General features: G+C 44.6%; 21 protein-coding genes. All 21 read left to right on the top strand.

From position 1 onward, the window contains the following. Positions 1-99 precede the first annotated feature (99 nt). The 21 genes from tsf (at position 100) to GON05_RS19730 (ending at position 24,990) form a co-directional block, all read left to right on the top strand. The gene (gene tsf, locus GON05_RS19830; RefSeq protein WP_157321198.1) at positions 100-750 is read left to right on the top strand and encodes a translation elongation factor Ts; all 651 of its coding nucleotides are present in this window, start codon (positions 100-102) and stop codon (positions 748-750) included. 87 nt (positions 751-837) lie between these two features. After that, a complete protein-coding gene (gene pyrH, locus GON05_RS19825; RefSeq protein ID WP_127451020.1) occupies positions 838-1,563 on the top strand; it encodes a UMP kinase in 726 nt (241 codons plus the stop codon). A 3-nt stretch (positions 1,564-1,566) separates the two neighbouring features. Beyond that, on the top strand, positions 1,567-2,121 hold the full coding sequence (frr, locus tag GON05_RS19820) for a ribosome recycling factor (RefSeq protein ID WP_157321196.1): 555 nt from the start codon (positions 1,567-1,569) through the stop codon (positions 2,119-2,121). A 94-nt stretch (positions 2,122-2,215) separates the two neighbouring features. Continuing rightward, positions 2,216-2,959, top strand: a complete 744-nt coding sequence (locus GON05_RS19815; RefSeq protein WP_157322242.1) for an isoprenyl transferase — start codon at positions 2,216-2,218, stop codon at positions 2,957-2,959. 86 nt (positions 2,960-3,045) lie between these two features. Continuing rightward, a complete protein-coding gene (locus tag GON05_RS19810) occupies positions 3,046-3,840 on the top strand; it encodes a phosphatidate cytidylyltransferase (protein ID WP_157321193.1) in 795 nt (264 codons plus the stop codon). Between the two features lie 24 nt (positions 3,841-3,864). Continuing rightward, the gene (locus tag GON05_RS19805) at positions 3,865-5,010 is read left to right on the top strand and encodes a 1-deoxy-D-xylulose-5-phosphate reductoisomerase (RefSeq protein WP_157321191.1); all 1,146 of its coding nucleotides are present in this window, start codon (positions 3,865-3,867) and stop codon (positions 5,008-5,010) included. Between the two features lie 172 nt (positions 5,011-5,182). After that, positions 5,183-6,442 (top strand): RIP metalloprotease RseP, encoded by a 1,260-nt coding sequence (gene rseP / locus GON05_RS19800; protein ID WP_127451012.1) that lies wholly within the window; start codon positions 5,183-5,185, stop codon positions 6,440-6,442. A 22-nt stretch (positions 6,443-6,464) separates the two neighbouring features. Continuing rightward, positions 6,465-7,913: a proline--tRNA ligase gene (proS, locus tag GON05_RS19795; RefSeq protein WP_157321188.1), complete on the top strand. Its 1,449-nt coding sequence runs from the start codon at positions 6,465-6,467 to the stop codon at positions 7,911-7,913. A gap of 68 nt (positions 7,914-7,981) precedes the next feature. Then, positions 7,982-12,292 carry a PolC-type DNA polymerase III gene (locus GON05_RS19790; protein ID WP_157321185.1) on the top strand — a complete coding sequence of 1,437 codons (4,311 nt, stop codon included), beginning with the start codon at positions 7,982-7,984 and terminating at the stop codon, positions 12,290-12,292. Between the two features lie 219 nt (positions 12,293-12,511). Beyond that, positions 12,512-12,976, top strand: a complete 465-nt coding sequence (gene rimP, locus GON05_RS19785; protein ID WP_309491758.1) for a ribosome maturation factor RimP — start codon at positions 12,512-12,514, stop codon at positions 12,974-12,976. 36 nt (positions 12,977-13,012) lie between these two features. After that, on the top strand, positions 13,013-14,110 hold the full coding sequence (gene nusA / locus GON05_RS19780) for a transcription termination factor NusA (protein WP_157321183.1): 1,098 nt from the start codon (positions 13,013-13,015) through the stop codon (positions 14,108-14,110). A gap of 30 nt (positions 14,111-14,140) precedes the next feature. Beyond that, positions 14,141-14,455, top strand: a complete 315-nt coding sequence (gene rnpM / locus GON05_RS19775) for an RNase P modulator RnpM (protein ID WP_127451004.1) — start codon at positions 14,141-14,143, stop codon at positions 14,453-14,455. Continuing rightward, on the top strand, positions 14,445-14,774 hold the full coding sequence (locus GON05_RS19770; protein WP_157321181.1) for a L7Ae/L30e/S12e/Gadd45 family ribosomal protein: 330 nt from the start codon (positions 14,445-14,447) through the stop codon (positions 14,772-14,774). Before rnpM ends, GON05_RS19770 begins: the two co-directional genes overlap by 11 nt. Beyond that, entirely contained in the window at positions 14,764-17,706 is a 2,943-nt protein-coding gene (gene infB, locus GON05_RS19765; RefSeq protein WP_157321178.1) for a translation initiation factor IF-2, read from the top strand. The genes GON05_RS19770 and infB overlap by 11 nt, the downstream gene beginning before the upstream one ends. A 6-nt stretch (positions 17,707-17,712) precedes the next feature. Continuing rightward, entirely contained in the window at positions 17,713-18,072 is a 360-nt protein-coding gene (gene rbfA / locus GON05_RS19760) for a 30S ribosome-binding factor RbfA (RefSeq protein ID WP_157321176.1), read from the top strand. Further along, positions 18,069-19,070, top strand: coding sequence for a DHH family phosphoesterase (locus tag GON05_RS19755; RefSeq protein WP_246239263.1), 1,002 nt, complete (start codon positions 18,069-18,071; stop codon positions 19,068-19,070). The genes rbfA and GON05_RS19755 overlap by 4 nt, the downstream gene beginning before the upstream one ends. Then, positions 19,067-19,984: a tRNA pseudouridine(55) synthase TruB gene (gene truB / locus GON05_RS19750; protein WP_157321173.1), complete on the top strand. Its 918-nt coding sequence runs from the start codon at positions 19,067-19,069 to the stop codon at positions 19,982-19,984. The genes GON05_RS19755 and truB overlap by 4 nt, the downstream gene beginning before the upstream one ends. Positions 19,985-20,033: 49 nt before the next feature. After that, positions 20,034-20,972 carry a bifunctional riboflavin kinase/FAD synthetase gene (locus GON05_RS19745; RefSeq protein WP_157321171.1) on the top strand — a complete coding sequence of 313 codons (939 nt, stop codon included), beginning with the start codon at positions 20,034-20,036 and terminating at the stop codon, positions 20,970-20,972. A 163-nt stretch (positions 20,973-21,135) separates the two neighbouring features. Beyond that, positions 21,136-21,405: a 30S ribosomal protein S15 gene (rpsO, locus tag GON05_RS19740; RefSeq protein ID WP_029195252.1), complete on the top strand. Its 270-nt coding sequence runs from the start codon at positions 21,136-21,138 to the stop codon at positions 21,403-21,405. A gap of 264 nt (positions 21,406-21,669) precedes the next feature. Continuing rightward, positions 21,670-23,772, top strand: coding sequence for a polyribonucleotide nucleotidyltransferase (gene pnp, locus GON05_RS19735; RefSeq protein WP_157321169.1), 2,103 nt, complete (start codon positions 21,670-21,672; stop codon positions 23,770-23,772). A 162-nt stretch (positions 23,773-23,934) separates the two neighbouring features. Further along, on the top strand, positions 23,935-24,990 hold the full coding sequence (locus tag GON05_RS19730; protein WP_246239261.1) for a polysaccharide deacetylase family protein: 1,056 nt from the start codon (positions 23,935-23,937) through the stop codon (positions 24,988-24,990). Positions 24,991-25,024 lie beyond the last annotated feature (34 nt).

The following is a 25,024-nucleotide window of genomic DNA, read 5'->3' as shown; positions in this document are numbered from 1 at the left end:
GGAAAAGGGTGGTTGGAAGGTGTAACAGCCTGTCACCACCCTTTTTTTAAAGTAAGCAAAGGCGTTACATATCAAACCACAAACGGGAGGTTTCTTTCAATGGCAGTTACAGCAGCACAAGTGAAAGAATTACGTGAAAAAACAGGCGCAGGTATGTTGGATTGCAAAAAAGCGCTTGAAGAAGCAAATGGTGATATCACAAAAGCTGGTGAATTGCTTCGCGAGAAAGGTCTTTCCGCGGCAGCTAACAAAGCAGGTCGTATCGCTACTGAAGGCGCAGTAGAGTCTTACATTCACGCTGGAGGTAAAGTTGGTGTTCTGGTTGAGATCAACTGTGAAACTGACTTCGTAGGTAAAACAGAGCAATTCAGAACTTTCTGCAAAGATATCGCAATGCACATTGCAGCGGCTAACCCTTCTTATGTTCGTCGTGAAGAAGTGCCAACAGAAGCTTTGGAGAAAGAAAAAGAAATTCTTCGCAACCAAGCGCTTAACGAAGGCAAACCAGAGAAAATCATTGAAAAAATGGTTGAAGGCCGTATTGGCAAATACTACGAAGAGTTCTGCTTAATGGAGCAACAATTCGTTAAAGATCCAGACAAAACAATCGATCAATTGCTGAACGAGAAAATCGCTGCAATCGGCGAAAACATCTCGATTCGTCGTTTCGTACGTTTTGGTCTTGGTGAAGGCCTTGAGAAAAAACAAGAAAACTTCGCTGAAGAAGTTATGTCCCAAGTTAAACTATAATAGCTCTTTCAAAAAGATGGAACACTTGGTGTTCCTTCTTTTTTAGCCAATAAGTTTGTTTATGCATGGAAACGGAGGTTATACAAGTTGGGTCAACCTTTTTATAAAAGAATAGTGCTCAAATTGAGCGGCGAAGCTCTGGCAGGACAGCAAGGGTACGGCATTGATTCAGAAGTCATTACCTCCATCGCCCAGCAAGTGAAAGACGTTGTTGAATTGAACGTGGAAGTCGCTATCGTAGTAGGTGGCGGTAACATATGGCGTGGAATCGCCGGCAGTGAAAAAGGCATGGATCGTGCAACAGCGGACTATATGGGGATGCTTGCGACCGTCATGAATTCTTTAGCACTACAGGATGCTTTGGAAAATATTGATGTACCAACAAGAGTTCAGTCCTCCATCACGATGCAGCAAGTGGCTGAACCTTATATTCGTAGAAAAGCAATTCGTCACTTGGAAAAGGCGAGAGTTGTTATTTTCGCAGCAGGTACAGGGAATCCATACTTCTCAACAGATACGACAGCAGCTTTGAGAGCAGCTGAAATTGAAGCGGAAGTCATTCTCATGGCCAAAAATAAAGTGGATGGCGTTTACTCCGCAGATCCATTCAAAGATCCAACAGCTAAGAAATTCGAAACGTTGACGTATATGGAAGTTATCAGTAATAATTTAGGTGTCATGGACTCCACCGCTTCTTCCCTATGTATGGATAACAACATCCCGTTGGTGGTGTTCAACATTACAGAAAAAGGGAATATTAAACGAGTGGTCCTTGGCGAGAAAATTGGGACTACAGTTAAAGGGAGTGTCTAATCGATGCCACAAGCAGTGAAAAAGAACGCTGAAGACCGGATGGATAAAGCCATCGGCGCACTTAAAAGAGACTTGACTTCTCTACGTGCTGGTCGTGCTACGCCTTCTTTATTGGATCGTATTCAAGTGGAATATTACGGAGCAATGACACCGGTGAATCAACTTGCGAATTTAACAACACCTGATTCACGTACTTTGCTTATTCAACCATGGGACAAAAGCTCCATGTCCTCTATAGAGAAAGCAATTATGAAGTCTGATTTGGGTTTAACACCATCCAATGATGGTATCGTAATTCGCATTGTGATCCCGGCACTGACAGAAGAGCGCCGTACGGATCTCGTTAAAATGACGAAAAAATTCGGCGAAGAAGCCAAAGTGGCGATTCGCAATATTCGCCGCGATGCGAACGATGAGATCAAAAAGCTTGAAAAAGCTGGGATCTCTGAAGATGAGTCGCGTAAACATCAGGAAGACATCCAGAAGTTTACGGATAAATTCGTAGCCGAAGTTGAAAAAGTTTTGGCTGCTAAAGAAAAAGAAATCATGGAAGTATAAGATAGATATGCCCCCGGGTAGTCGCTGGGGGTTTTTCATCTTTCCCTAGTTGGGAGGAACAACAGTGCTCAAGCGATTTAAGCAATGGTTTGGAATGAAAGATCAGCAAGCATCTACAGCTAGACCAGAAATTGAATTGGACAAAGTGCCAGCGCATGTCGCTATCATTATGGACGGAAATGGCCGCTGGGCAAAACAAAGAGGTTTGCCACGTGTAGCCGGGCATCATTCCGGCATGAAAAATGTTAAGAAAATTACGATGGCAGCTAATGAGATCGGTGTTAAAGTATTGACGATGTATGCTTTTTCAACAGAAAATTGGAAGAGACCCAAGGAAGAAGTGGAGTTTCTAATGAAGCTTCCCCAAGAGTTTTTTCCTTTGGAAATTGAAGAGCTAATCGAGAATAATGTCCGTATCCGCATGACGGGTTGGAAAGATGGTTTGCCTGACTATACGCTAAACGCGATAGAGGGCGCTATCGAACGGACGAAAAATAATACAGGACTCATTTTGAACTTTGCCTTAAACTATGGTGGACGTAAAGAAATGATTGCTGGTGTGCAGGATATGATTCGTGATGTTCAAAGCGGCAAGCTGCAGACCGAAGAACTGGACGAAACTCGTTTTTCATCGTATATGCTTACTTCAGATCTACCAGATCCCGATTTGTTAATTCGCACGAGCGGTGAGTTGAGACTTAGCAATTTTCTGTTGTGGCAATTGGCTTATTCAGAACTTTGGTTTACTGAGGCTTATTGGCCGGAGTTTACAGAATCTTTATTTTTGCAGGCCATCGCGGAATACCAACGCCGTGGGAGAAGATACGGAGGACTGTAAGACATCCTTTCGATTTCTCCTAAACGGTGACGGTTGTTTAACGAATTGCTGCCGGATTTGAAGTTGTTCATCTAGGAGGATTCAACTTGAAACAAAGGATCGTCACAGGCGTTATTGCTGGGCTCGTTTTTATTACGTTATTAGTTTTAGGTGGATACTGGTATGCCGGATTAATCGTATTGCTCTCGATTCTTGGCTACCGGGAATATTTGCAGATGAATGGCTACATGAAGTATAAGTTAACAAGCGCTGTTGGATTAATTGCACTGTTGTACATAACAATACCTTGGAAATTTGTCGGAATCACTTCTCCAATTTCTACAAGTGCGATCATCTGGTTTGCTATGTTTATACTTCTATTTATAACGGTAGCTTCGAAAAATAAAATTACCATTGATCAAGTTTCGGTCATTTTGTTAGGCGTTGTCTATATTGCTTTTGGCTTCTATTATATGATTGCAGCACGTTTAGCGGAGCATGGCTTGTTTTGGACAATCCTTGTTTTCGTTTGTATATGGGCCTCGGATTCAGGCGCCTATTTCGTTGGCTCCAAACTGGGCAAAAACCTTCTGTGGCCGCAAATTAGTCCTAAGAAATCAATTGAAGGCGCAATAGGCGGCGTTGTCATCTCGATGATCGCGGCGTTCATATTCGCTTGGTTTGCTCCGGATTTACTCGGTTTTGGCAAAGCGCTGGCTCTTGGTTTTATTATTGCTGTTGTTGGACAAGTAGGAGACTTGATTCAGTCTGCATATAAGCGTGTTAAGGGAATCAAAGATACGGGAACATTACTCCCCGGTCACGGCGGTGTGCTGGATCGGATGGATAGTTGGCTAATTGTGTTTCCATTTGTTTATTTGATCGGAATAATACCTATGTAATTGTCATGGGCGAGGTGCTTAGTCATGAAACGGATTGCCATTTTAGGATCAACGGGGTCTATCGGTACACAGACCTTGGACATCATTCAACACGCCCCAGAGAAATTTCAAGTTGAAGCTATATCTGGTGGATATAATACAAAGTTATTGATCGAGCAAGTGAACCAGTTTAAACCGAAACTCGTTTCCGTTGCAACGAAGGAGTTGGCACATGAGGTTCAGCTGAGCGTGCCGGCAGGGACGAAGGTTGTACATGGTGAAGAAGGTCTAATTGAAGTAGCCGCGGCGACAGACGCTGATTTAGTTGTTACTGCACTGGTAGGAAGTCAAGGTTTAAAACCCACACTTGCTGCCATAGATGCTGGTAAACACATCGGTCTTGCCAACAAGGAAACTTTAGTGAGTGCAGGGCACATTGTAACCGAAGCTGTACGTAAAAAAGGTGTTGCTGTATTGCCTATTGATAGTGAGCATTCAGCGATTTATCAATGTTTAAATGGCGAGAACATTGCGCAGGTTTCCAAGATTACGATAACTGCATCCGGTGGTTCATTCCGTGACCGTACTCGCGCAGAGTTAGAAGGCGTTACAGTTGAACAAGCTCTACAGCATCCGAATTGGTCGATGGGAGCAAAGATTACAATCGATTCAGCCACGATGGTGAATAAAGGCTTTGAGGTCATTGAGGCGCACTGGTTATTCGACCTTTCCTATGATCAAATTGATGTGTTGATTCATCCGGAAAGCGTCATTCACTCCTACGTTGAGTTTGTTGACAACAGCATTATTGCTCAGCTAGGCAATCCGGACATGCGCGTGCCGATTCAATATGCCTTAACGTATCCTGACAGATTCGTGACACCGACCAAGAAGCTTGATCTGGCTGCAATTGGCAAACTGAACTTCCGCGAAATGGATTATACCAGGTATCCGTGTTTGCGGATGGCATATGAGAGCGGAAGACAAGGTGGAACGACACCGACGGTTTTCAACGCTGCCAATGAGATTGCAGTAGCTCGTTTCCTCAAAGGGGAAATTACGTTTTTACAAATCGAGCAAGTTATTGAAGCAGCTCTTCAGAAGCATGAGTCATATGCCAATCCTGCACTGGAGCTCATACATGAACAGGACCTGTGGGCTAGAGCGTATGCGGAGTCTATTCAATTTTAATGTGTTAAGAGCTTAAGTCAGTGAGTGTGGCTCGGCTCTTTTTTTCTCTGGTTGCAGGTACGTCTAATTCATTCTCCATTGCCGTATACTGTGCTAAACAGGCATAGCTTGTATTCAGCGGTTCAATAATGGTAATCTAAGAACATGCTGTCCATGAAGGAGGAAATACGACTTGTCAGCCATAGAAGTTGGATTGAAAGTTATTTTGATGTTTTTCATTCTTGTATCGATTCATGAATGGGGTCATTTTTACTTTGCAAAACGCGCAGGCATCTTAGTTAGAGAGTTTGCCATCGGTTTTGGACCCAAGATTTTCTCATATAAAAAAGGGGAAACTCGGTATACGCTTCGCTTACTGCCCATCGGTGGTTTTGTTCGTATGGCCGGAGAAGATCCGGAAATTGTTCAAGTGAATCCTGGACAAACCATTGCTATTAAATTGAATAAACAAAATGAAGTCTCCTCCCTTTTTCTCGATCAATTAGACCGCCGATCCAATGTCATTTTGGGTGTTGTGGAACATATCGATCTTGAAAGAACACTTCAAGTTTCACTCGATGTGGATGGAGAAAGAGTAACCTATCCCGTCGACCGAGAAGCGATGATGGTTACCAAGGGAGTTGAAACACAGATTGCACCGTATGATCGGCAATTCGGATCGAAAACCGTTGGTAAGCGAGCGATTGCGATTGTAATGGGACCTGTGATGAACTTTCTTTTGGCGATCGTGTTATTCCTAATCGTTGTCATCATGTCCGGTGTCTTTACGAATGTAAAGCTGGATTCCGTGCTTGCGGGCAAGGCAGGAGAGAAGGCCGGGTTGCAAAAAGGCGACATTATCATTTCGATTGATAATCAGCCGATTGGCAGTGACCGCGAGAAGCTGGTAACGACGATTCAATCATCTGCTGGGAAGCCAATGACTTGGGTCATTGACCGCGCCGGGAATCCGCTCACTTTGCAAGTAACACCAGAAACGGAAGCAGGATCAGGCAAACTAGGTGTTGTGATCTCAGGAGACCGGAGAAGTGCTTCATTCAGTGAAGTAATAACTGGAACCTATGAGCAAGTTGTTGGGACAACAATCGGAATCGTAACGGGTTTGCAGAAGCTAGTGATGCTGCAATTTAAACTTGATGATTTAGGCGGTCCGGTTAGAACAGCTCAAGTATCTGCCCAATTTGCCCAAATGGGAATCACTGTTTTCCTCTCGTGGATGGCTACATTAAGTTTATATCTCGGGATATTTAATCTTCTGCCGATCCCTGCTTTGGATGGAAGCAGATTATTGTTCATGGGACTAGAGGCGCTTCGCGGCAAGCCAATTGATCCGAATCGTGAGAGTATGGTTCACTTTGTTGGGTTTGCGCTGCTTATGCTGCTTATGGTAGCTGTAACGTATAATGATATTTTACGTTTAATTAAGGGATAGTTCTAATGATCTAGGAGGGTTTATGTCAAACGATAAGCAGTTTGTTAAAGAGATTACACCACAGGGAGAAGATTTCTCCCGTTGGTACATAGATGTGATCAAAAAAGCGGATCTGATGAGCTACTCTCCAGTACGCGGATGTATCGTGTTTAAGCCGGACGGCTACGAAATTTGGGAAAACATTCAACGCGAGTTGGACAGCAAATTCAAAGAAACAGGACATCGGAACGCCTATTTCCCTTTATTTATCCCAGAAAGCTTTTTCCAAAAGGAAAAAGAGCATGTAGAGGGCTTTAATCCGGAACTGCCATGGGTTACAGAAGCAGGCGGGGAGAAACTGGAAGAACGCTTGGCGATTCGCCCTACTTCCGAAACGATGATTGGACATATGTACTCCGAGTGGATCAATTCCTATCGTGATTTGCCTTTGCTGATCAATCAATGGGCGAATGTGGTTCGTTGGGAGAAACGTACGTTGCCATTCCTGCGTACAACGGAATTCCTATGGCAGGAAGGGCACACGGCACATGAGGATGAGCAGGATGCACGTCGTGAAACAATGCAAATGTTAGACGTGTATCGTCAATTTGCAGAAGATTTCTTGGCGATTCCGGTCATTGTTGGCCAGAAAACGCCTTCTGAGAAATTCGCTGGCGCAATTGATACTTTCTCGATTGAAGCGATGATGAAAGACGGAAAAGCTGTACAAGCGGGTACCTCTCACTACCTAGGTACGAATTTCGCTGTTGCATTTGATATCAAATTCCTGGATCGTGAGAATCAGCATCAATTTGCACACACCACATCATGGGGCGTAAGTACGCGTCTAATCGGGGCGTTAATCATGGTTCATGGAGATGACAGAGGTTTGGTTCTTCCGCCAAAAGTCGCTCCAACGCAAGTTATCATGATTCCAATCGGTCCTCCAAAAACGCGGGATCAAGTTATCGCACGGGTAGACGAGCTATACGCTGATCTTAAAAAAGAAGGTGTCCGTGTGAAAGTGGACGATCGCGCTGATCAAAGCCCTGGCTGGAAATTCAATGAATATGAAATGCGCGGCGTACCGATTCGTGTTGAATTGGGACCACGCGATATGGAGAACGGACAGGTTGTTCTTGTGTCCCGAGTAAGTGGAGAGAAGAAAACCGTGCAACAAGCGAATTTTGTCGAAGAAGTTCAAAATTTACTTGCTGAGATTCATCAGCAGATGTATGATAAAGCCAAGCAGTTCCGTGACGAGCACTACATTGCCGTGGATTCTATCGATGAATTCAAAACATTCCTGGAAACAAAACGTGGTTTTGCTTTAGCTGGATGGTGCGGTTCCAATGCATGCGAGGAACAAGTGAAGCAAGAAACAGGTGCGACAAGCCGCAATATTCCTTTCACACCTACAGAAACGAAGTCAACATGTTTGGTTTGCGGCGATGCTGCGAAACATACGGTCGTATTTGGCCGCAGTTACTAATTACTACAATAAGGGCAAATGGAGGCAAGTCATCCATTGCCCTTCGTATTTTTATGGGGAGGCTGTTCATGAGTAATTTGGCGGATAAACGGAATCGCTTTGAGCTTTTGATGCAGCAAGCTGAGATTCCTGCCGATATCGTGCGATCATTTTTTACAGAAGGCTATATCGATCAAGTAGAGATTAGTCGGAAGAACCGCGACTGGACTTTTTATTTGGTGAAAAATGACTTAGTGCCTCAGAACATTTACCGCTCTTTTTGTAAAATGATTCAAGAAAAATTCGCGCAAATCGCGAAGATTCGTTTTATTTGGAAGTTTGAAGGGGCGGAGCCGGCTGCTTTGGTAGATGAATACTGGAGCTTATTTATGGAATGGCTGCAGCGCGAAGTGCCGTCCATTAATGGCTGGATGGCTAAAGCTAAATTTGAAGTGCAAGGGCAAGCCCTATCCCTCATTATGCTGGATGCGATTGGTCTGGAGCTTGCGAAGAAAAAGAATATTGATACCTTCATCCGAGACTTTTTCCATAACTATTTCCAAACGGAATTGACGGTTAAATATGCGATCAGCGATTCAGCCGCTGTCGAAACGGAATATGAAAAGTTTGCCAAGCAGCGTGAGCAAAGCGAAAAGACGATTACACAAGAAATCATGATGTCGATTGACATGGAAGAAGAAGAAGAATCTTCTTTACCGGATGATTTGAAGCTTGTAATGGGGTATGAGATCAAGGAAGTACCGACTCCCCTGAAGGATATTAAAGAAGAAGAGAAGAAAATCACGGTTCAAGGAACGGTATTCGGCTTAGAGGTTAAGGAATTAAGAAACGGTAACACGTTGTATAGTTTTAACGTAACGGATTTTACAGATTCAATGGCGATGAAAGTTTTCGCGAAAACCAAAGATGACGTGAAGATTATGAGTTTACTTCAGAACGGAACATGGATCAGAGCCAGAGGCAAAGTTGAATATGACCGATTCATGCAAATCCCTGAGCTCGTAATGATTCCAAACGATTTGACTGAAGTGATGGCGCCGAAAGATCGCATGGATGATGCCGCTGAGAAGCGTGTTGAGTTCCACTTGCATACGACGATGAGTACGATGGATGCTTTAACGCCTATTGATCAATATGTGAAAATGGCAGCTAAATGGGGTCACAAAGCCATTGCCGTTACAGACCACAGCAATATTCAATGTTTCCCTGATGCGGGGAAAGCCGCTAAAAAACACGGAATTAAAGTGATTTACGGCGTTGAAGCTAATGTAGTCAATGACTCTGTGCCAATCGTCATGAATGGCAGGGATTTGGACATGAAGCAGGCGACATATGTCATTTTCGACGTCGAGACCACCGGTTTATCCGTTACGAATAACCGTATCATCGAGCTTGCCGGAGTTAAAATGCAGGATGGCAAGGAAATCGACCGTTTTGCAACGTTCATTAACCCACATGAGAAAATCCCTTATAACATTCAGCAATTAACGAATATTACAGATGACATGGTGGTAGGAGCTCCTGATATTGAGGTGGAGCTTCCGAAATTTATAGATTTTATCGGCGATTCCGTGCTTGTAGCTCATAACGCGCGCTTTGATATGGGTTTCCTTCAAGCCAATTTGCAACGGATGGGTTTGCCGGAGGTGACCAACACTGTAGTAGACACATTGGAACTGGCGAGATTTTTGTTCCCATCCATGAAGAATCACCGATTGAATACCTTATCCGATAAATTTAAGGTGGGCTTAGATAATCATCACCGTGCGATTGATGACTCCATTGCCTTAGGATTTGTGCTCTATCACTTAATTAATGAAGCTAATGATCGACAAATAACGAGTCTCGCTAAGCTAAATGATTACGTCGGCAAAGATTTGTCGAATCAGCGACCTTTCCATTGCTGCATCTATGCGCTTAACGCGATTGGCAAAAAGAACTTATTTAAACTTATCTCTTTATCTCATACAACGTATTTACAAAGAGGCGCTACGATTCCGAAGAGCGTGTTAGTCGAATTTAGAGAAGGGCTTCTTATCACTTCCGGTTGTGAAAAAGGCGAGTTTTTTGAGGCTGTTCTTAATAAAACAATTGAAGAAGCTGAACAAGTTTCAGAGTTCTATGATATTTTGGAAATCCAGCCGGTCAGTTACAATATGCATTTAGTTGAAAAAGGGCTTGTCGGCAGTGTTGAGGACCTTGAGAATGCAGTACGCCGCGTCTGTGAAATTGGTTATAAAACAGGTAAGCCGGTCATTGCGACAGGCAATGTGCATTACCTGCATCCTCGGGAGAAAGTATGCCGGGACATTACGATTAACGGGATTACTGGGTTTAGTCCGCTGAAATCGATGAAGAAGCCGGATGCTCACTTCCGCACCACCAAAGAGATGCTGGAAGAGTTTAAGTTTTTGGGCGAAGAAAAAGCCTTTGAGGTTGTTGTTCGCAGCACGAATGAACTGGCAGATCGGTTCGAAGCGATTGAGCTCTTCCCGGATAAATTGTTTACACCAATTATTGAAGGTGCGGACGATGAAATTCGAGACACCTGTTACTCTACGGCGAAAAGTATTTATGGCGATGAGCTTCCAGAGGTGATCGTTGCCCGGTTGGAAAAAGAGCTTGTTCCAATTATTAAATTCGGTTTCTCTGCGAACTATTTGATCTCCGAACGGTTGGTTAAAAAGTCGAATAAAGACGGCTACCTCGTAGGTTCAAGGGGATCTGTCGGATCTTCCGTAGTTGCCATGATGCTTGGGATTTCTGAGGTTAATCCGCTGCCTCCGCATTATATTTGTGCTTCTTGTCAGCACAGTGAATGGTTCCTGGACGGTAGCGTTCCGAGTGGGTTCGATCTCCCTAACAAGATATGCCCCGATTGTGGTGGGAACCTTAGAGGAGACGGACACGACATTCCTTTTGAAACATTCCTAGGCTTTAAAGGGGATAAAGTCCCCGATATCGATTTGAACTTCTCTGGCGAATATCAGCCGGTTGCCCATAATTACACGAAAGAAATTTTCGGTGAGCGATGTGTTTTCCGTGCGGGCACCATTGGTACAGTTGCGGAGAAGACAGCCTTCGGATTTGTGAAAAAATATGAAGAAGAGCAGGGCCAGAAGTGGCGGGGCGCTGAGCTGAATAGGTTGGCTGCCGGTTGTACTGGGGTTAAGCGCAGCACAGGGCAGCATCCAGGGGGAATTGTTGTAGTCCCTGATTACATGGAAGTTGATGACATTACGCCAGTCCAATACCCGGCAGATGATAAGAATTCAGAATGGAAAACAACTCATTTTGACTACCACGCCTTCGACGCTAATTTGCTCAAACTAGATATTCTGGGACACGACGACCCGACGATGATGAGGATGCTGCAGGATTTGACTGGGATTGATCCGACGACCATTCCGATGAATGATCCTAAAGCGATGAGTATTTTTAACTCCACAGAAGCGCTTAACGTAACTCCGGATCAGATTCGTTCTCCGGTTGCGACATATGGCGTTCCGGAAATGGGAACGAAATTCGTGCGCCAGATGCTCCAGGAAACGCAACCGAGTTCGTTTGCCGACTTACTGCAAATTTCCGGACTCTCGCACGGAACGGGTGTTTGGTTAGGGAATGCACAAGAGCTGATTAAAAAAGGAATATGCAATATTAAGACCGTTATTGGATGTCGGGATGATATCATGCTATTCTTAATTTATAAAGCAGGAATGGATGCGGGTTTAGCCTTTAAAATTACCGAGAGTGTGCGTAAAGGTAAAGGTCTGACGGACGAGTGGAAAGAAGAGATGAAGCGGTGCAATGTGCCTGCATGGTATATTGAGTCCTGTGAACGGATTGAATATATGTTTCCAAAAGCGCATGCTGCTGCTTACGTTATTTCCGCTGTTCGTACAGCATTCTTCAAGGTATATCATCCAATTGCTTACTACGCTACTTACTTTAGTGTTCGTGCGGCCGACTTCGATCTCGAATTGCTTTGCCAAGGGTATGACGCTATCTTGAAACGATTGATTGAAATTGAAGAAAAAGGTTTCCAGGCGCTACCAAAGGAAAAGGCCATGGTCTCTATCCTGGAGATGTCGCTAGAGATGACGTCTCGTGGCTTCAGCTTCAAGCCAATTGATATCTACCGTTCGGATGCAACGCGATTTACGATTGATGGCAACACATTGATTCCTCCATTTGCCGCAATGTCAGGTATCGGTGAGAACGCAGCGAAAAATATTGCGGCTGCCAAAGACGAAGGCGATTTCCTCTCTATCGAGGATTTCCAGAATCGTTCGAAAGCTTCCAAAACCGTGATCGAGCTGTTATCGTCGATGGGATGTTTCCGAGGTATGCCGGAATCGAATCAGTTGTCACTATTCTAAATTTCATTGCATAGTGTAATAGAGAAGTTAGCTGTCAAGTGAAAATCATTAACAAGTTTGCTATTGTAATGCAAAGATTGGTTATGGTATAATTTTTATTGGCAATAATGAGGATATCATCTTGTGATTAAAGAGTGGGGAAACCCACTCTTTACATTTTGATATAGGACTTTTCGGGTTATGACTAGGGGAAAGTCAATTTAGGAGGTACATTTATCTGTGGTTACACAAGCACACATCAAATCCGTCATAGAGGACATGCTGAAGGATTTCATTGAACAAAATGGATTTGAACTCGTGGATATTGAATATGTCAAAGAGGGCAGCAATTGGTTCCTTCGTGTCTACGCTGACAAAGAAGGCGGAATTGATATAGATGATTGCGGCCGTATCAGTGAATACCTTAGTGTTCAATTGGATGAGAAAGATCCGATTGCTGATGCTTATTTCTTGGAGGTTTCTTCACCAGGGGCTGAACGTCCATTGAAGAAGACGCAAGATTATTACAAGGCCGTGAACAGTCACGTATTTGTTACGACCTACGAGCAGATCGAGGGCTCCAAGGAGTTTGAAGGATTGCTGGTATCCTTTGACGAACAAGATCTCATCATTGAAATTGGCAAAAAGAAAGTTACTATTCCGTTCACTAAGGTAGCAAGCGCTCGTTTGGCTATCGTTTTTTAGTGACCGTTACTTATTGAAAGGGGGGACTCAGTTCAAATGAACACGGATTTCATCGAAGCGCTGTCGGAAATTGAACGTGAGAAGGGTATCTCTAAAGAGTTACTTATCGATGCAATTGAAGCAGCGATGATTTCAAGTTATAAGCGTAATTTCAACACCGCGCAAAATGTGCGCGTAGATATCAATCGTCATACGGGTCTCATTAAGGTATTTGCACGCAAAACCGTAACTGAGGAAGTACTCGATCCAAGATTGGAAATTTCGCTCCACGCTTCGCGTGAAATTAATCCAAATTATCAACTGGAAGATATTGTTGAAATTGAAGTTACGCCTCGCGATTTTGGTAGAATTGCTGCTCAAACAGCCAAACAGGTCGTAACACAGCGTATTCGTGAAGCTGAGCGAGGACTTATTTACAACGCTTTTATTGACAAAGAGGAAGATATTGTTACGGGTATTCTTCAGCGTCAAGACCAACGCAACATTTATGTTGATTTAGGTAAAGTAGAAGCTGTGCTGCCTTTAACAGAACTTATGCCAACAGACAAATTTAAGCAAGGCGATCGGATTAAAGCGTATATCACCAAAGTGGAGAATACGACTAAGGGGCCGCAAATTATTTTGTCCCGTACACATCCCGGTTTGCTTAAACGTCTGTTTGAACTCGAAGTTCCTGAAATTTTTGACGGTGTCGTCGAAATTCGTTCCGTGGCCCGTGAAGCAGGATTCCGTTCCAAAATCGCTGTTCACTCACGCAATGCTGAGGTAGATCCGGTAGGTTCCTGTGTTGGACCCAAAGGGTTACGTGTTCAGACGATTGTTACTGAACTGCGCGGCGAGAAAATCGACATCGTTCGTTGGATGGAAAGCGTGGAAGAGTATGTGGCCAATGCGCTAAGTCCTTCCAAAGTTCTTGAAGTTCAAATTCATGAAAATGAAAAGATGGCACGCGTCATTGTTCCAGACTATCAACTATCATTAGCCATTGGTATCAAAGGGCAAAATGCTCGCCTAGCAGCTAAATTGACAGGCTGGAAAATCGACATTAAGAGTGAAACACAAGCGGAACAAGAATTTGGCCGAGTGAAAACTTATACAGAAGAAATGCATCAAGATTCAGTCAGTATCGATTAAGTTTTTGTTTGGAAGCAAGGGGTGATCGGAATGAAGCAGAGAAAAGTCCCTCTGAGAAAATGCGTGGCCTGCCAGGAGATGATGCCGAAGAGGGAATTGATCCGCGTCGTCAAAACGCCTGAAGATGACATTCTCATTGATCTCAAAGGGAAAAAATCCGGGCGCGGTGCCTACTTATGCGGTAAAGTTTCTTGTTTTAAATTGGCAAAGAAAAGCAAAGCCTTGGATCGAGCACTTAAGCATGCCGTAAGCGCAGATATTTATGACCAACTGGAACAAGATTTTATTCGGGTTGAAGATGAATTCCTCTCCTCCAAAGAGGAGGACTCAGAAGATGAATCCTAAATTTTTTAACCAGTTGGGTCTGGCGATGCGGGCAGGAAAGCTTGTTACCGGCGATGAAGGCGTCTTTAAAGCCATTCGTTCGGGAGAAGCCAAACTTGTCATTATGGCGGAGGATGCTTCGGCTAATACACGGAAGAAATTTCAGGATAAATGCCAATTTTATGGGGTGACTCTTATGGAAATTGGAACGAAGTATGAATTGGGCCGCAGCATTGGTAAAGAGATGCGTGTCACCATAGGTGTATTGGACGGAGGCTTCGCGCAGATGCTGCAGAAAAGTCAAGAAAATCCTGCGGAGGTGGAACATATTGACCAATAAACAACAAGATAATAAAGATAAAACCCGCGTATACGAATACGCCAAACAGCTCAATATGAGCAGTAAAGAAATTATCACCATTCTCAAACGTTTAAATATACCTGTTAACAATCATATGAGTGTAATGGAAAATGACGCGGTTAGTTCCGTGGAGAAATTTTTCCGTGATATAAAAGCTAATGCGGCTGCCAAACGAGCAGCTACGGACGGAGGAAATGTGAGTTCATCGACGACGAATCAGAATCCTGCATCGCAGGCTCCAGCACAAGAGAATAAAGGTGCAGCAACGGGGGCTTCCAAGCCTGTTGCTTCTTCAGAACAATCAGCCAATCAAACAACTAGTGGTGCAGTGACTCCACAGCCATCAACAACGACAACGCAAGCTACACCTGGTGCGACAAGTCGCCCTTCCCAACCCCAACGTGATGGTCGCCCAAGTGGTCAAGGATCTTCGCAAGGCGGACGTCCAAGCGGTCAAGGCCAAGGTGGACAACGTACGGGTTACCAAGGCCAAGGCGGACAACGTCCAAGCGGCCAAGGTTCATCACAAGGCGGGCAACGTTCCGGCTATCAAGGATCTTCGCAAGGCGGACAACGTCCAAGTGGCCAAGGCTATCAAGGACAGGGTCAAGGTCAACGCTCTGGTGACAGACCTCCATTCCGTTCCAACGATGGACGTCCAAGTGGTGGATCATCAGGCGGATATAACAGCCAACGTCCGAGCGGTCAAGGTTCCTACCAGGGGCAAGGCCAAGGCGGAGCTCCTCGCACAAATAGCAACTATGCGGGATCCCGTCCGAATCAAGGTGCTGGCGCATCTGCTGGTGGCGGACAAAGCGCAAACAGCGGCCGTCCGCAAGGTGGAAGTCCTAACCGCAGTACAGGACCGAATCGTCAAAACAAACCTTTTGACAACCGTAACAATAACCAAAGCGGAAGACCTGTTATTCAAGAAGCTAAGCCGCAGTTCCATGTTGGAGCAACAGCAGCTGAATTGGATGATGCAGCAGCGAAGGCTGGCGTAATTACTACTAAGAAATCCAAACCAACACCAAAACGTTTTGATGATAACCGCTCTGGCGGTAACCGCGGGCCATCCGGCAACAACCGTGGCAACCAACGTGGTAACAACCGTGGCAGATATCAACAAGAAACGGTTAAGAAAGAAAAAATTGATAACACACCTAAGAAAATCATCGTTCGCGGCAGCATGACGGTTGGTGAAACTGCCAAATTGCTCCACAAAGATGCTTCTGAAGTTATCAAAAAACTGTTGTTCCTAGGAACAATGGCGACAATCAACCAAGAACTTGATTTGGACGCTATTCAATTGATTGCAACTGAATTCGGCGTTGAAGTTGAGATTAAAATTAAAGTCGAAGAAGACAACTTCGAGACGATTGAAGAAGTGGATGATGAGGCAGATCTGCTTGAGCGTCCACCGGTTGTTACCATTATGGGTCACGTTGACCATGGTAAAACAACGCTTCTTGATGCTATTCGTAAAACAAGCGTTACAGAAGGCGAAGCAGGCGGAATTACGCAGCACATCGGTGCGTACCAAGTTGAAGTTAACCATAAGAAAATCACGTTCTTGGATACACCTGGTCACGAAGCATTTACAACGATGCGTGCCCGCGGTGCACAAGTAACGGATATTACGATTATTGTCGTAGCTGCAGATGACGGCGTAATGCCTCAAACCGTAGAAGCGATTAGCCATGCTAAAGCGGCAGGCGTTCCAATCATTGTTGCTGTGAACAAAATTGATAAAGAAGGCGCTAATCCTGACCAAATCAAACAGGCTCTTACAGCTTATGAACTGGTTCCGGAAGAGTGGGGCGGCGATACAATTTTCTGCGAAATTTCTGCGAAACAACGTATCGGACTTGAAAATCTCTTAGAGATGATCCTGCTCGTAGCGGAAGTACAAGAGTACAAAGCTAACCCGAACAAACGTGCAAGAGGAACAGTTATTGAAGCTGAGTTGGATAAAGGAAGAGGCCCAGTGGCTCGTGTCCTGATTCAACATGGTACGCTTAAAGTGGGAGATAGCTTCGTTGCTGGCGTTCACTTCGGCCGTATCAGAGCGATGGTGAATGATAAGGGCAAACGCTTGAAAGAAGCAGGTCCATCTACGCCAGTCGAAATCACGGGTCTAACCGATGTTCCTCAAGCTGGAGATCCATTCTTGGTGTATGAAGATGAGCGTAAAGCGAGAGATATCGCGGACCGTCGTTCCATCGCACTGCGTCAATCCGAGATGACGGCTAATTCACGCGTGACATTGGATGATCTCTTCAAGCATATCAAAGATGGCGAAATCAAGGATTTGAATGTCATTATCAAAGGTGACGTTCAAGGATCTGTTGAAGCGCTGAAAAGCTCGCTTGAGAAGATCGAAGTGGAAGGCGTTCGCGTCAAAATCCTGCATAACGGTGTAGGGGCGATTACGGAGTCTGATATTATTCTTGCTTCGGCATCTAATGCGATCATTATCGGGTTCAACGTTCGTCCAGAGCCTGCTGCGAAATCTACAGCAGAACAAGAGAAAGTTGATATTCGTCTGCACAATATCATTTACAACGTTATTGAAGAAATCGAGCAAGCAATGAAAGGCATGCTGGATCCAATCTTCAAAGAAGTTGTTCTTGGTCAAGCAGAAGTACGTAACGTGTTCAAAATTACGGGTTCAGGAACAATTGCCGGCTGTATGGTCATTTCGGGTAAAATTGCTCGTAATGCTCAAACTCGCTTGATCCGCAGCGGTATTGTCGTTCATGAAGGCAAAATTGATTCCTTGAAACGATTTAAAGATGACCAAAAAGAAGTAGCACAAGGTTATGAATGTGGTATATCTCTGGAGCGTTATCATGATATTAAAGAGGGCGACATTATTGAAGCCTTCATCATGGAGTCCGTTGAGAGGTGATAACAAATGGCTAGAGTGCGTGTAGGTCGAGTAAGCGAGCAAATCAAGAAAGAATTGAGCCAAATCGTTCAATCCGAATTAAAAGACCCGCGAATTGGTTTCCTAACCGTTACGGGTGTTGAAGTAACAAATGATCTTTCCTTAGCGCGTGTGTTTCTAAGTGTGATGGGTACGGACGAACAGAAAGAAGCCACACTAAAGGCTCTTTCTGCAGGTTCCGGTTACATCCGTTCTGAACTTGGCAAACGAATTCGGTTACGGAAAATCCCGGAATTACAGTTCAAGTTCGATGCGTCTATCGATTATGGCAGTCATATCGAGAACTTGCTTCATAAGCTAAACCAGGAAGGAAATACAAGTGTATGAGTAATGGAATGATGCATGCCACCGAATACAGCCAGCAGCTGGAAGCAGCAGCTAAGTTTATCGAGCAGCATGATGATTTCCTGGTGGTATCTCACATCCAGCCGGATGGGGATGCCGCCAGCTCTACATACGCGATGGGTTGGCTTCTGGACCAGCTAGGAAAGACCTTTACCATGATCAACGAAGGTCCTATGCCTTCTAAATTCTCCTATCTATGGGGAAGCGATCAGGTCCTTGATTTTAGTAAAGAAGTACCGAGTAGACGTTACAAGACCATAATAAGTGTTGATTGTGCTGATTTCTCCAGAATAGGTAGGGTCAGCACTCTTTTTGATGAACAAGCTCAGCTGCTCAATGTTGATCATCATCCAACCAATGATAGATTTGGTTCGTGTCATTTGATTAAACATGATGCGGCCGCGACTGTTCAAATTTTGTATGATTTAGCCATACATATGAACATGAGTTTGAACTTGGCTATTGGTGACTGTATTTACACAGGTTTGCTTACGGATACAGGCGGCTTTCGTTATTCGAATACTTCGCCGGAAGTTATGCAAATTGGAGCGTCTCTACTTGCTTTGGGCGTGCAGGGCTCCGAAATTGCCGAGCAAGTTTTGGAGAGAGTGACCTATTCGCAAATCGTTCTTCTTCAAAAGGCGTTATCTACCCTTTCGTTTGCCCATGACCGCAAACTGGCGTGGCTCGCAGTCTCTTTAGCTGATTTGGAGTCTACTGGGGCTTCCAGTGAAGATTTAGATGGACTGGTGAACTATCCTCGTAACGTGGAAGGCGTCGAAGTGGGTATGCTATTTAAGGAGAAAGCGCCCGGGGTAATTAAAGTAAGTCTTCGCTCCTCAGGACTTGTCGACGTTGCAGCGATCGCTCAATCCCTTGGTGGAGGCGGTCATGTGCGTGCATCAGGCTGCACAATCCAAGGAGCAATTGAAGAAGCGATAGCAAGAATGGTTCAGGAAGTAGGGAGCAAGCTGATATGACGCTAGAAGGCATCTTGCCTGTTTGGAAACCGGAAGGCTTCACATCACATGATGTAGTAGCCAAAGTCAGAGGTATACTTGGAATTAGACGTATTGGCCACACCGGAACGTTAGATCCGCAAGTGACAGGGGTTCTGCCACTTTGCATTGGTCGAGCCACCCGGATGGTTGAATATATACAGGACTTACCGAAGGAATATGAAGCCGTTCTTCGAATTGGCCTTTCAACAGATACAGAAGATATGACTGGCAATGTGCTCGAAGAAGTTTCTCTTGTACAATTGGACGAAACGGATGTTCGCGAGGCTTTGCTTCGCTTTGTCGGAGAAATCGAACAGATTCCTCCTATGTTCTCGGCTGTTAAGATCGATGGGAAACGCCTGTATGAGCTGGCCCGCGAAGGCAAGGAAGTTGAGCGCAAATCTCGCAAAGTAACGATCCATCAATTAGACATACTTCGTATGGATTTGCAGCAAAAACATCCGGAAATACATTTCCGTGTTTCTTGCTCGAAAGGAACCTATATTCGAACACTATGTGTTGATATTGGGAAAGCTTTAGGGTATCCTGCGGTTATGAGCAGCTTGATCAGGACTTCCACAGGCAATATCCGTCAGGAACAGTGTCTAACCTTTGAACAAATCAAAGAATTGAAAGATCAAGGTATGTTACAGGAGCGTATGATTCCTATGGATCAAGCGATCTCTCATATACCTTCGGTTGAGCTTTCCGACCAAGAAGCCACTCATGCGCAGCAAGGAAAACGCATTTCTGTGGCTAAAAGTCGCATTACAGGTGCAGCGGCGGGTTCTCCAACCTTGCTTCGTGCCTATTCTCCGGATAAAAGGTTCCTAGGGCTTTATGAATGGAAAAGCGCTGGCCAAATCCTGATCCCTTCAAAAGTATTTCTTTAACCCATTACAAGCAGGGACAGGTTGAAATGGATAGGTGAATTGAACTTATATGCAAATAATACCAATATCATATCCCATTGATTTTGATACTCCGAGCGTTTTTGTCGGAGAGCAGGTAGTAGCTATAGGTGATTTTGATGGTGTTCATTTGGGGCACCGAGAGGTCATTGGACGAGCCTTGCTTACTGCTAAAAAGCTGAATCTTCCGACAGCCATCATGACTTTCCACCCGCATCCCAGATCGGTAATGGGGCAGGATAAATACATTGATCTTTTGACACCGATGAAAGAGAAGATGGAGATATTTGCCTCGCTGGGCGTCAATCATACTTATATTGTGACCTTCGACGCTTCGCTAATGCGATTGTCCCCGGAACTATTCGTGGATCAAGTCTTGGATCGGCTAGGTGTGAACAGCGTCATTTGCGGTTTTGATTTTACTTTCGGCTATCAAGGCAAAGGCAACCCGGATTCACTTTGCGAATTGAGTCACGGGAAATTTTCTGTAGAAGTGGTGAGACCTTTTCAAATGGACGGCGAAAAAGTTAGTTCTACACTCATTCGGGAATCGTTGCAACAAGGGGATATTAACACAGTTACTAGACTTCTTGGCCGTCCCTACAGCATTAGCGGCATCGTGATAGATGGAGAGAAGCGAGGAAGACAACTAGGGTTTCCAACAGCTAATCTTCAATTGGACGAGACCTATGTTGTTCCTACAAATGGCGTGTATGCGATTAAAGCTTCAATCAAAGGGGAAACCTATAAAGGCGTCATGAACATAGGTGTAAAGCCGACTTTTGCTACTGGAGAGTTGAAGCCATCGTTTGAAGCTCATTTATTTGACTTCTCGCAGCAAATTTATGGCGAACAAATGAAGGTTGAACTCATTGCTTTCCTTCGTCCCGAGCGTAAATTCTCTTCGATTGACGAGCTGATTACGCAGATTAAGGCGGATGCGGAAGCTGCAAAAAATAAATTAGAATAGATCCTGTCGAATCAAACATTTACTTCTACTATGTGATTATGGTATACTGATTAACGTTGCCCAAAGGACAATTCCCTTGGCATGAACCTAAGCTTGGATAGACGCTATCATCGGCGATTTCTAGGCTTATGGGGATACAATAGAATTTAGGAGATGAACAATCATGGCATTAACACAAGAGCGCAAAACACAACTGATTCAAACTCACAAGGTACACGATACCGACACAGGTTCACCTGAAGTACAAGTAGCAATCCTTACTGAGAACATTGTAAACCTTACGAACCACCTTCGTACACACAAGAAAGATCACCACTCCCGTCGTGGTTTGCTTAAAATGGTTGGACAACGCCGTAAGCTTCTTGCTTATGTGAAGAACAAAGATGTAAGCCGTTATAGTGCTTTGATCGAGAAGCTTGGTTTGCGTCGATAAAACCGACAATGAGAAGCAACCTGTTGCTCCTTTGCTGGGCTTGATAAAGCTTGCGCAGAGAGTGGCAACGAGGTTGCTTTTTCTTGTATTTTTAAAACGGAAAAAGAAGGAAATACTAGACACTACGCAGAATTAGAGGATGACTCAGGTGCTAGGCAGGTTTTTGGATACATACGGAGTCAAAGGTTTGAGGTATTTAACCTCCTTTTCTGTGAATGCGTATCAAGACACATAATGAATAAGAAATTTCCTTAGGAGGATTTTATGGAGAAAAGGGTACAAATGGAACTTGGCGGTAAACCGTTCATTCTTGAAACGGGCCGACTTGCCAAACAAGCCAATGCAGCAGTTACCGTTCGCTATGGTGACACGGTTGTGCTAAGTACAGTTACAGCATCCAGCGGACCGAAAGACCTGGATTTTTTCCCGTTGACTGTCAATTATGAAGAAAGACTATATTCCGTAGGTAAGATTCCAGGCGGATTTATTAAGCGTGAAGGTCGCCCAAGTGAAAAAGCAATTCTTGCGAGCCGTTTGACGGATCGTCCGATTCGTCCGCTTTTCCCGGAAGGCTTCCGTAACGATGTTCAAATCGTGTCCATGGTGATGAGCGTGGATCAAGAGTGTCCACCGGAAATCGCGGCAATGATCGGTACTTCCGCAGCGCTGGCAATTTCGGATGTTCCTTTCAACGGTCCTGTTGGCGGTGTCATTGTTGGACGTGTGGATGGTCAATTCGTAATCAACCCAACGGGTGAAATTGCGGAGAAAAGTGATCTTCATTTAACTGTTGCAGGAACAAAAGACGCAATCATGATGGTTGAAGCAGGCGCCAACGAAGTATCCGAGGACGTTGTGCTCGAAGCGATCATGTACGGTCATGATGAAATCCGCAAAATTGTTGCTGTTATTGAAGAATTGGTTGAAATCGCAGGCAAGCCGAAAATGGAAGTGAAACTCCACGCGGTTGATGCTGATGTAAGCAAAGCAGTTCGTGACTTCGCGCAGGCTAGATTAGTCGATGCCATCAAAATTTCCGAGAAACATGCAAGACAAGAAGCAATTGACGTTGTGAACGCTGAAGCGGTAGAACATTTTACAGCTTTGTATGCGGAAACACCTGAGTTGTTAGGCGATGTGAAAGAAACTCTTTATGATATCGTCAAAGAAGAAGTTCGTCGTTTGATTACGCACGATAAAGTTAGACCGGATGGACGCAAATTGGAAGAAATTCGCGCGATTGACTGCGATATTGACTTGCTGCCGCGCACGCACGGATCAGGCTTGTTCACACGTGGACAAACGCAAGCATTAAGTATTTGTACATTGGGCGCATTAGGCGATGTTCAAATTCTAGACGGCTTGGATCTTACAGAAACGAAACGATTCATGCATCACTATAATTTCCCTCCGTTCTCCGTAGGTGAAGCAAGACCGCTTCGTCCACCGGGTCGTCGTGAAATCGGACATGGTGCGCTAGGGGAGAGAGCTTTAGAGCCGATCATTCCTAACGAAACCGATTTCCCTTACACGATTCGTCTTGTATCTGAGGTACTTGAATCCAACGGATCTACATCCCAAGCAAGTATCTGCGCAAGTACTTTAGCGCTTATGGACGCTGGGGTTCCAATTAAAGCACCGGTTGCTGGTATTGCGATGGGTCTGATTAAAGACGGAGACCATTTCTCCATTTTGTCCGATATTCAAGGGATGGAAGATCATCTTGGCGATATGGACTTCAAAGTTGCGGGTACAGCTGAAGGGATTACAGCGCTTCAAATGGATATCAAAATCGATGGTATCGATCGCAGCATCCTGCAGCAGTCTTTGCAGCAAGCCAAAGAAGGTCGTATGCACATTTTAGGCAAAATGGTTTCACGTATTTCGGAACCGAAGAAAACTCTTTCCGAATATGCGCCGAAAATCTTGACTATGAACATCAACCCTGACAAAATCCGTGATGTCATCGGAGCAGGCGGTAAAATCATCAACAAGATTATCGAAGAAACTGGCGTGAAAATTGATATCGAGCAAGATGGCCGTGTGTTCATTGCTTCCTCGAATCAAGCCATGAACGAAAAAGCACGTTCCATTATTGAAGGTATTGTGCGTGAGGTTATCGTCGGTGAAACGTATCTTGGTACTGTAAAACGCGTTGAGAAATTCGGAGCTTTCGTTGAGATCCTGCCAGGTAAAGAAGGTCTGGTTCATATTTCTCAAATCTCCACAGAACGCGTTGCGAAAGTGGAAGATGTCGTTAACGTTGGCGATCAAATCACAGTCAAAGTAACGGAAATTGACCAGCAAGGAAGAGTAAACCTTTCTCGCAAAGCTACATTAACTTCGCAAGTCCCGGCTCAAACCTAGAGCCGAGTGACTTGTGAAGTCCCTTTTTCATAGATGAAGTTATGGATAAAGAGTCAGATGAATCTGTCTCTTTTTTGCTATTTCGTTAGACCGGACATGCCCGGTTCTACTCTTGTCCCTTTCTGCATACACTCAGGACATGAGGAGAAGGGGGACCGGTCTATGCGCTACAAGAAGTGGCTTCTACTTGGAAGTTTTTTTGCTATGATTATGCTTGCCTTAGATACTATCCCTAATGTGGGTGCTTATATTCAGTCCGTGAAAAGTGGACAAAGTCCCTATGTATTCGGGACCGATTGGGAGGACGAAGAAGCGCTTCCGGTTTTTGCAATGCAGCCGGCTGCTGGTCCAATTCAATCGACTCCGCCTAAAAGCAATAATTTATTAGATACAATCACCCAAGAGGCGGAAAAACGTAAAATTGCTCCGATCAATGCGAAATTAGATTCAGTGTGGAAAGCAATTCCTGGCTATAACGGTCTGGAAGTCGATATTCCTGAAACGCTTAAACTGGCTCAGCACAAGTTGACGCCTGGCAAAATCAATTACATCATGAAAGAAGTTCCTCCTAGTATCCAGTTGGATGATCTGGGACCAAACCCCATCTATAAAGGCAATCCAAAAAAGCCAATGGTCTCATTTATGATCAATGTTGCTTGGGGAAATGAGTATCTGCCGAGCATTTTAGAGACGCTGCGCAAAGAAAACGTGCACGCCACATTTTTCCTCGATGGCTCTTGGTTGAATAAAAATGTTGAGATGGCGAAAACGATTCAGAATGCAGGTCATGAATTGTCCAATCATGCTTATTCCCATAAGGATATGAGGAACGTCAGCCGAAGTAAGGCTGTGGAGGAAATCTCCAAAACGGAGCAGCTGCTTAAGCAGCAGTTAGGTGTGAATAACACGCTATTTGCCCCGCCTTCGGGGTATTTTAACCAAGAAACGGTTCAAGTAGCGGCCGAGTTTAAACTAAAGACGGTATTATGGACTTTTGATACGATTGATTGGAAAAATCCCGGAGCAGATCGCATTCTGCAGCGGCTTTCCACCAGTGTTGAGCCTGGCACGCTTATTCTGATGCATCCAACGCCTTCTTCCAGAGACGCACTGCCAGGGATGATCCGAATGATTAAAAATAAGGGATTAACCATGGGTACGGTAACGGAATTGCTTTCCTCCAAACGGGTCGAAGATCCGAACCAAATAGTCAACTGAGTGGCGGCCAACTTGCAAAGTTGAGTCGCTCGCA

It is taken from the genome of Paenibacillus anseongensis (assembly GCF_009757995.1).
GTDB lineage: Bacteria > Bacillota > Bacilli > Paenibacillales > NBRC-103111 > Paenibacillus_E > Paenibacillus_E chondroitinus.
The sequence above is the reverse complement of the archived record's forward strand: the minus strand, read 5'-3'. Positions and strand labels throughout refer to the sequence as shown.

Coding starts and splice junctions, on each gene's coding strand:
- tsf (WP_157321198.1), top strand. CDS start 100: ATGGCAGTTACAGCAGCACAAGTGAAAGAATTACGTGAAAAAACAGGC.
- frr (WP_157321196.1), top strand. CDS start 1,567: ATGCCACAAGCAGTGAAAAAGAACGCTGAAGACCGGATGGATAAAGCC.
- GON05_RS19815 (WP_157322242.1), top strand. CDS start 2,216: ATGAAAGATCAGCAAGCATCTACAGCTAGACCAGAAATTGAATTGGAC.
- GON05_RS19805 (WP_157321191.1), top strand. CDS start 3,865: ATGAAACGGATTGCCATTTTAGGATCAACGGGGTCTATCGGTACACAG.
- proS (WP_157321188.1), top strand. CDS start 6,465: ATGTCAAACGATAAGCAGTTTGTTAAAGAGATTACACCACAGGGAGAA.
- GON05_RS19790 (WP_157321185.1), top strand. CDS start 7,982: ATGAGTAATTTGGCGGATAAACGGAATCGCTTTGAGCTTTTGATGCAG.
- nusA (WP_157321183.1), top strand. CDS start 13,013: ATGAACACGGATTTCATCGAAGCGCTGTCGGAAATTGAACGTGAGAAG.
- rnpM (WP_127451004.1), top strand. CDS start 14,141: ATGAAGCAGAGAAAAGTCCCTCTGAGAAAATGCGTGGCCTGCCAGGAG.
- GON05_RS19770 (WP_157321181.1), top strand. CDS start 14,445: ATGAATCCTAAATTTTTTAACCAGTTGGGTCTGGCGATGCGGGCAGGA.
- rbfA (WP_157321176.1), top strand. CDS start 17,713: ATGGCTAGAGTGCGTGTAGGTCGAGTAAGCGAGCAAATCAAGAAAGAA.
- GON05_RS19755 (WP_246239263.1), top strand. CDS start 18,069: ATGAGTAATGGAATGATGCATGCCACCGAATACAGCCAGCAGCTGGAA.
- truB (WP_157321173.1), top strand. CDS start 19,067: ATGACGCTAGAAGGCATCTTGCCTGTTTGGAAACCGGAAGGCTTCACA.
- GON05_RS19745 (WP_157321171.1), top strand. CDS start 20,034: ATGCAAATAATACCAATATCATATCCCATTGATTTTGATACTCCGAGC.
- rpsO (WP_029195252.1), top strand. CDS start 21,136: ATGGCATTAACACAAGAGCGCAAAACACAACTGATTCAAACTCACAAG.
- pnp (WP_157321169.1), top strand. CDS start 21,670: ATGGAGAAAAGGGTACAAATGGAACTTGGCGGTAAACCGTTCATTCTT.
- GON05_RS19730 (WP_246239261.1), top strand. CDS start 23,935: ATGCGCTACAAGAAGTGGCTTCTACTTGGAAGTTTTTTTGCTATGATT.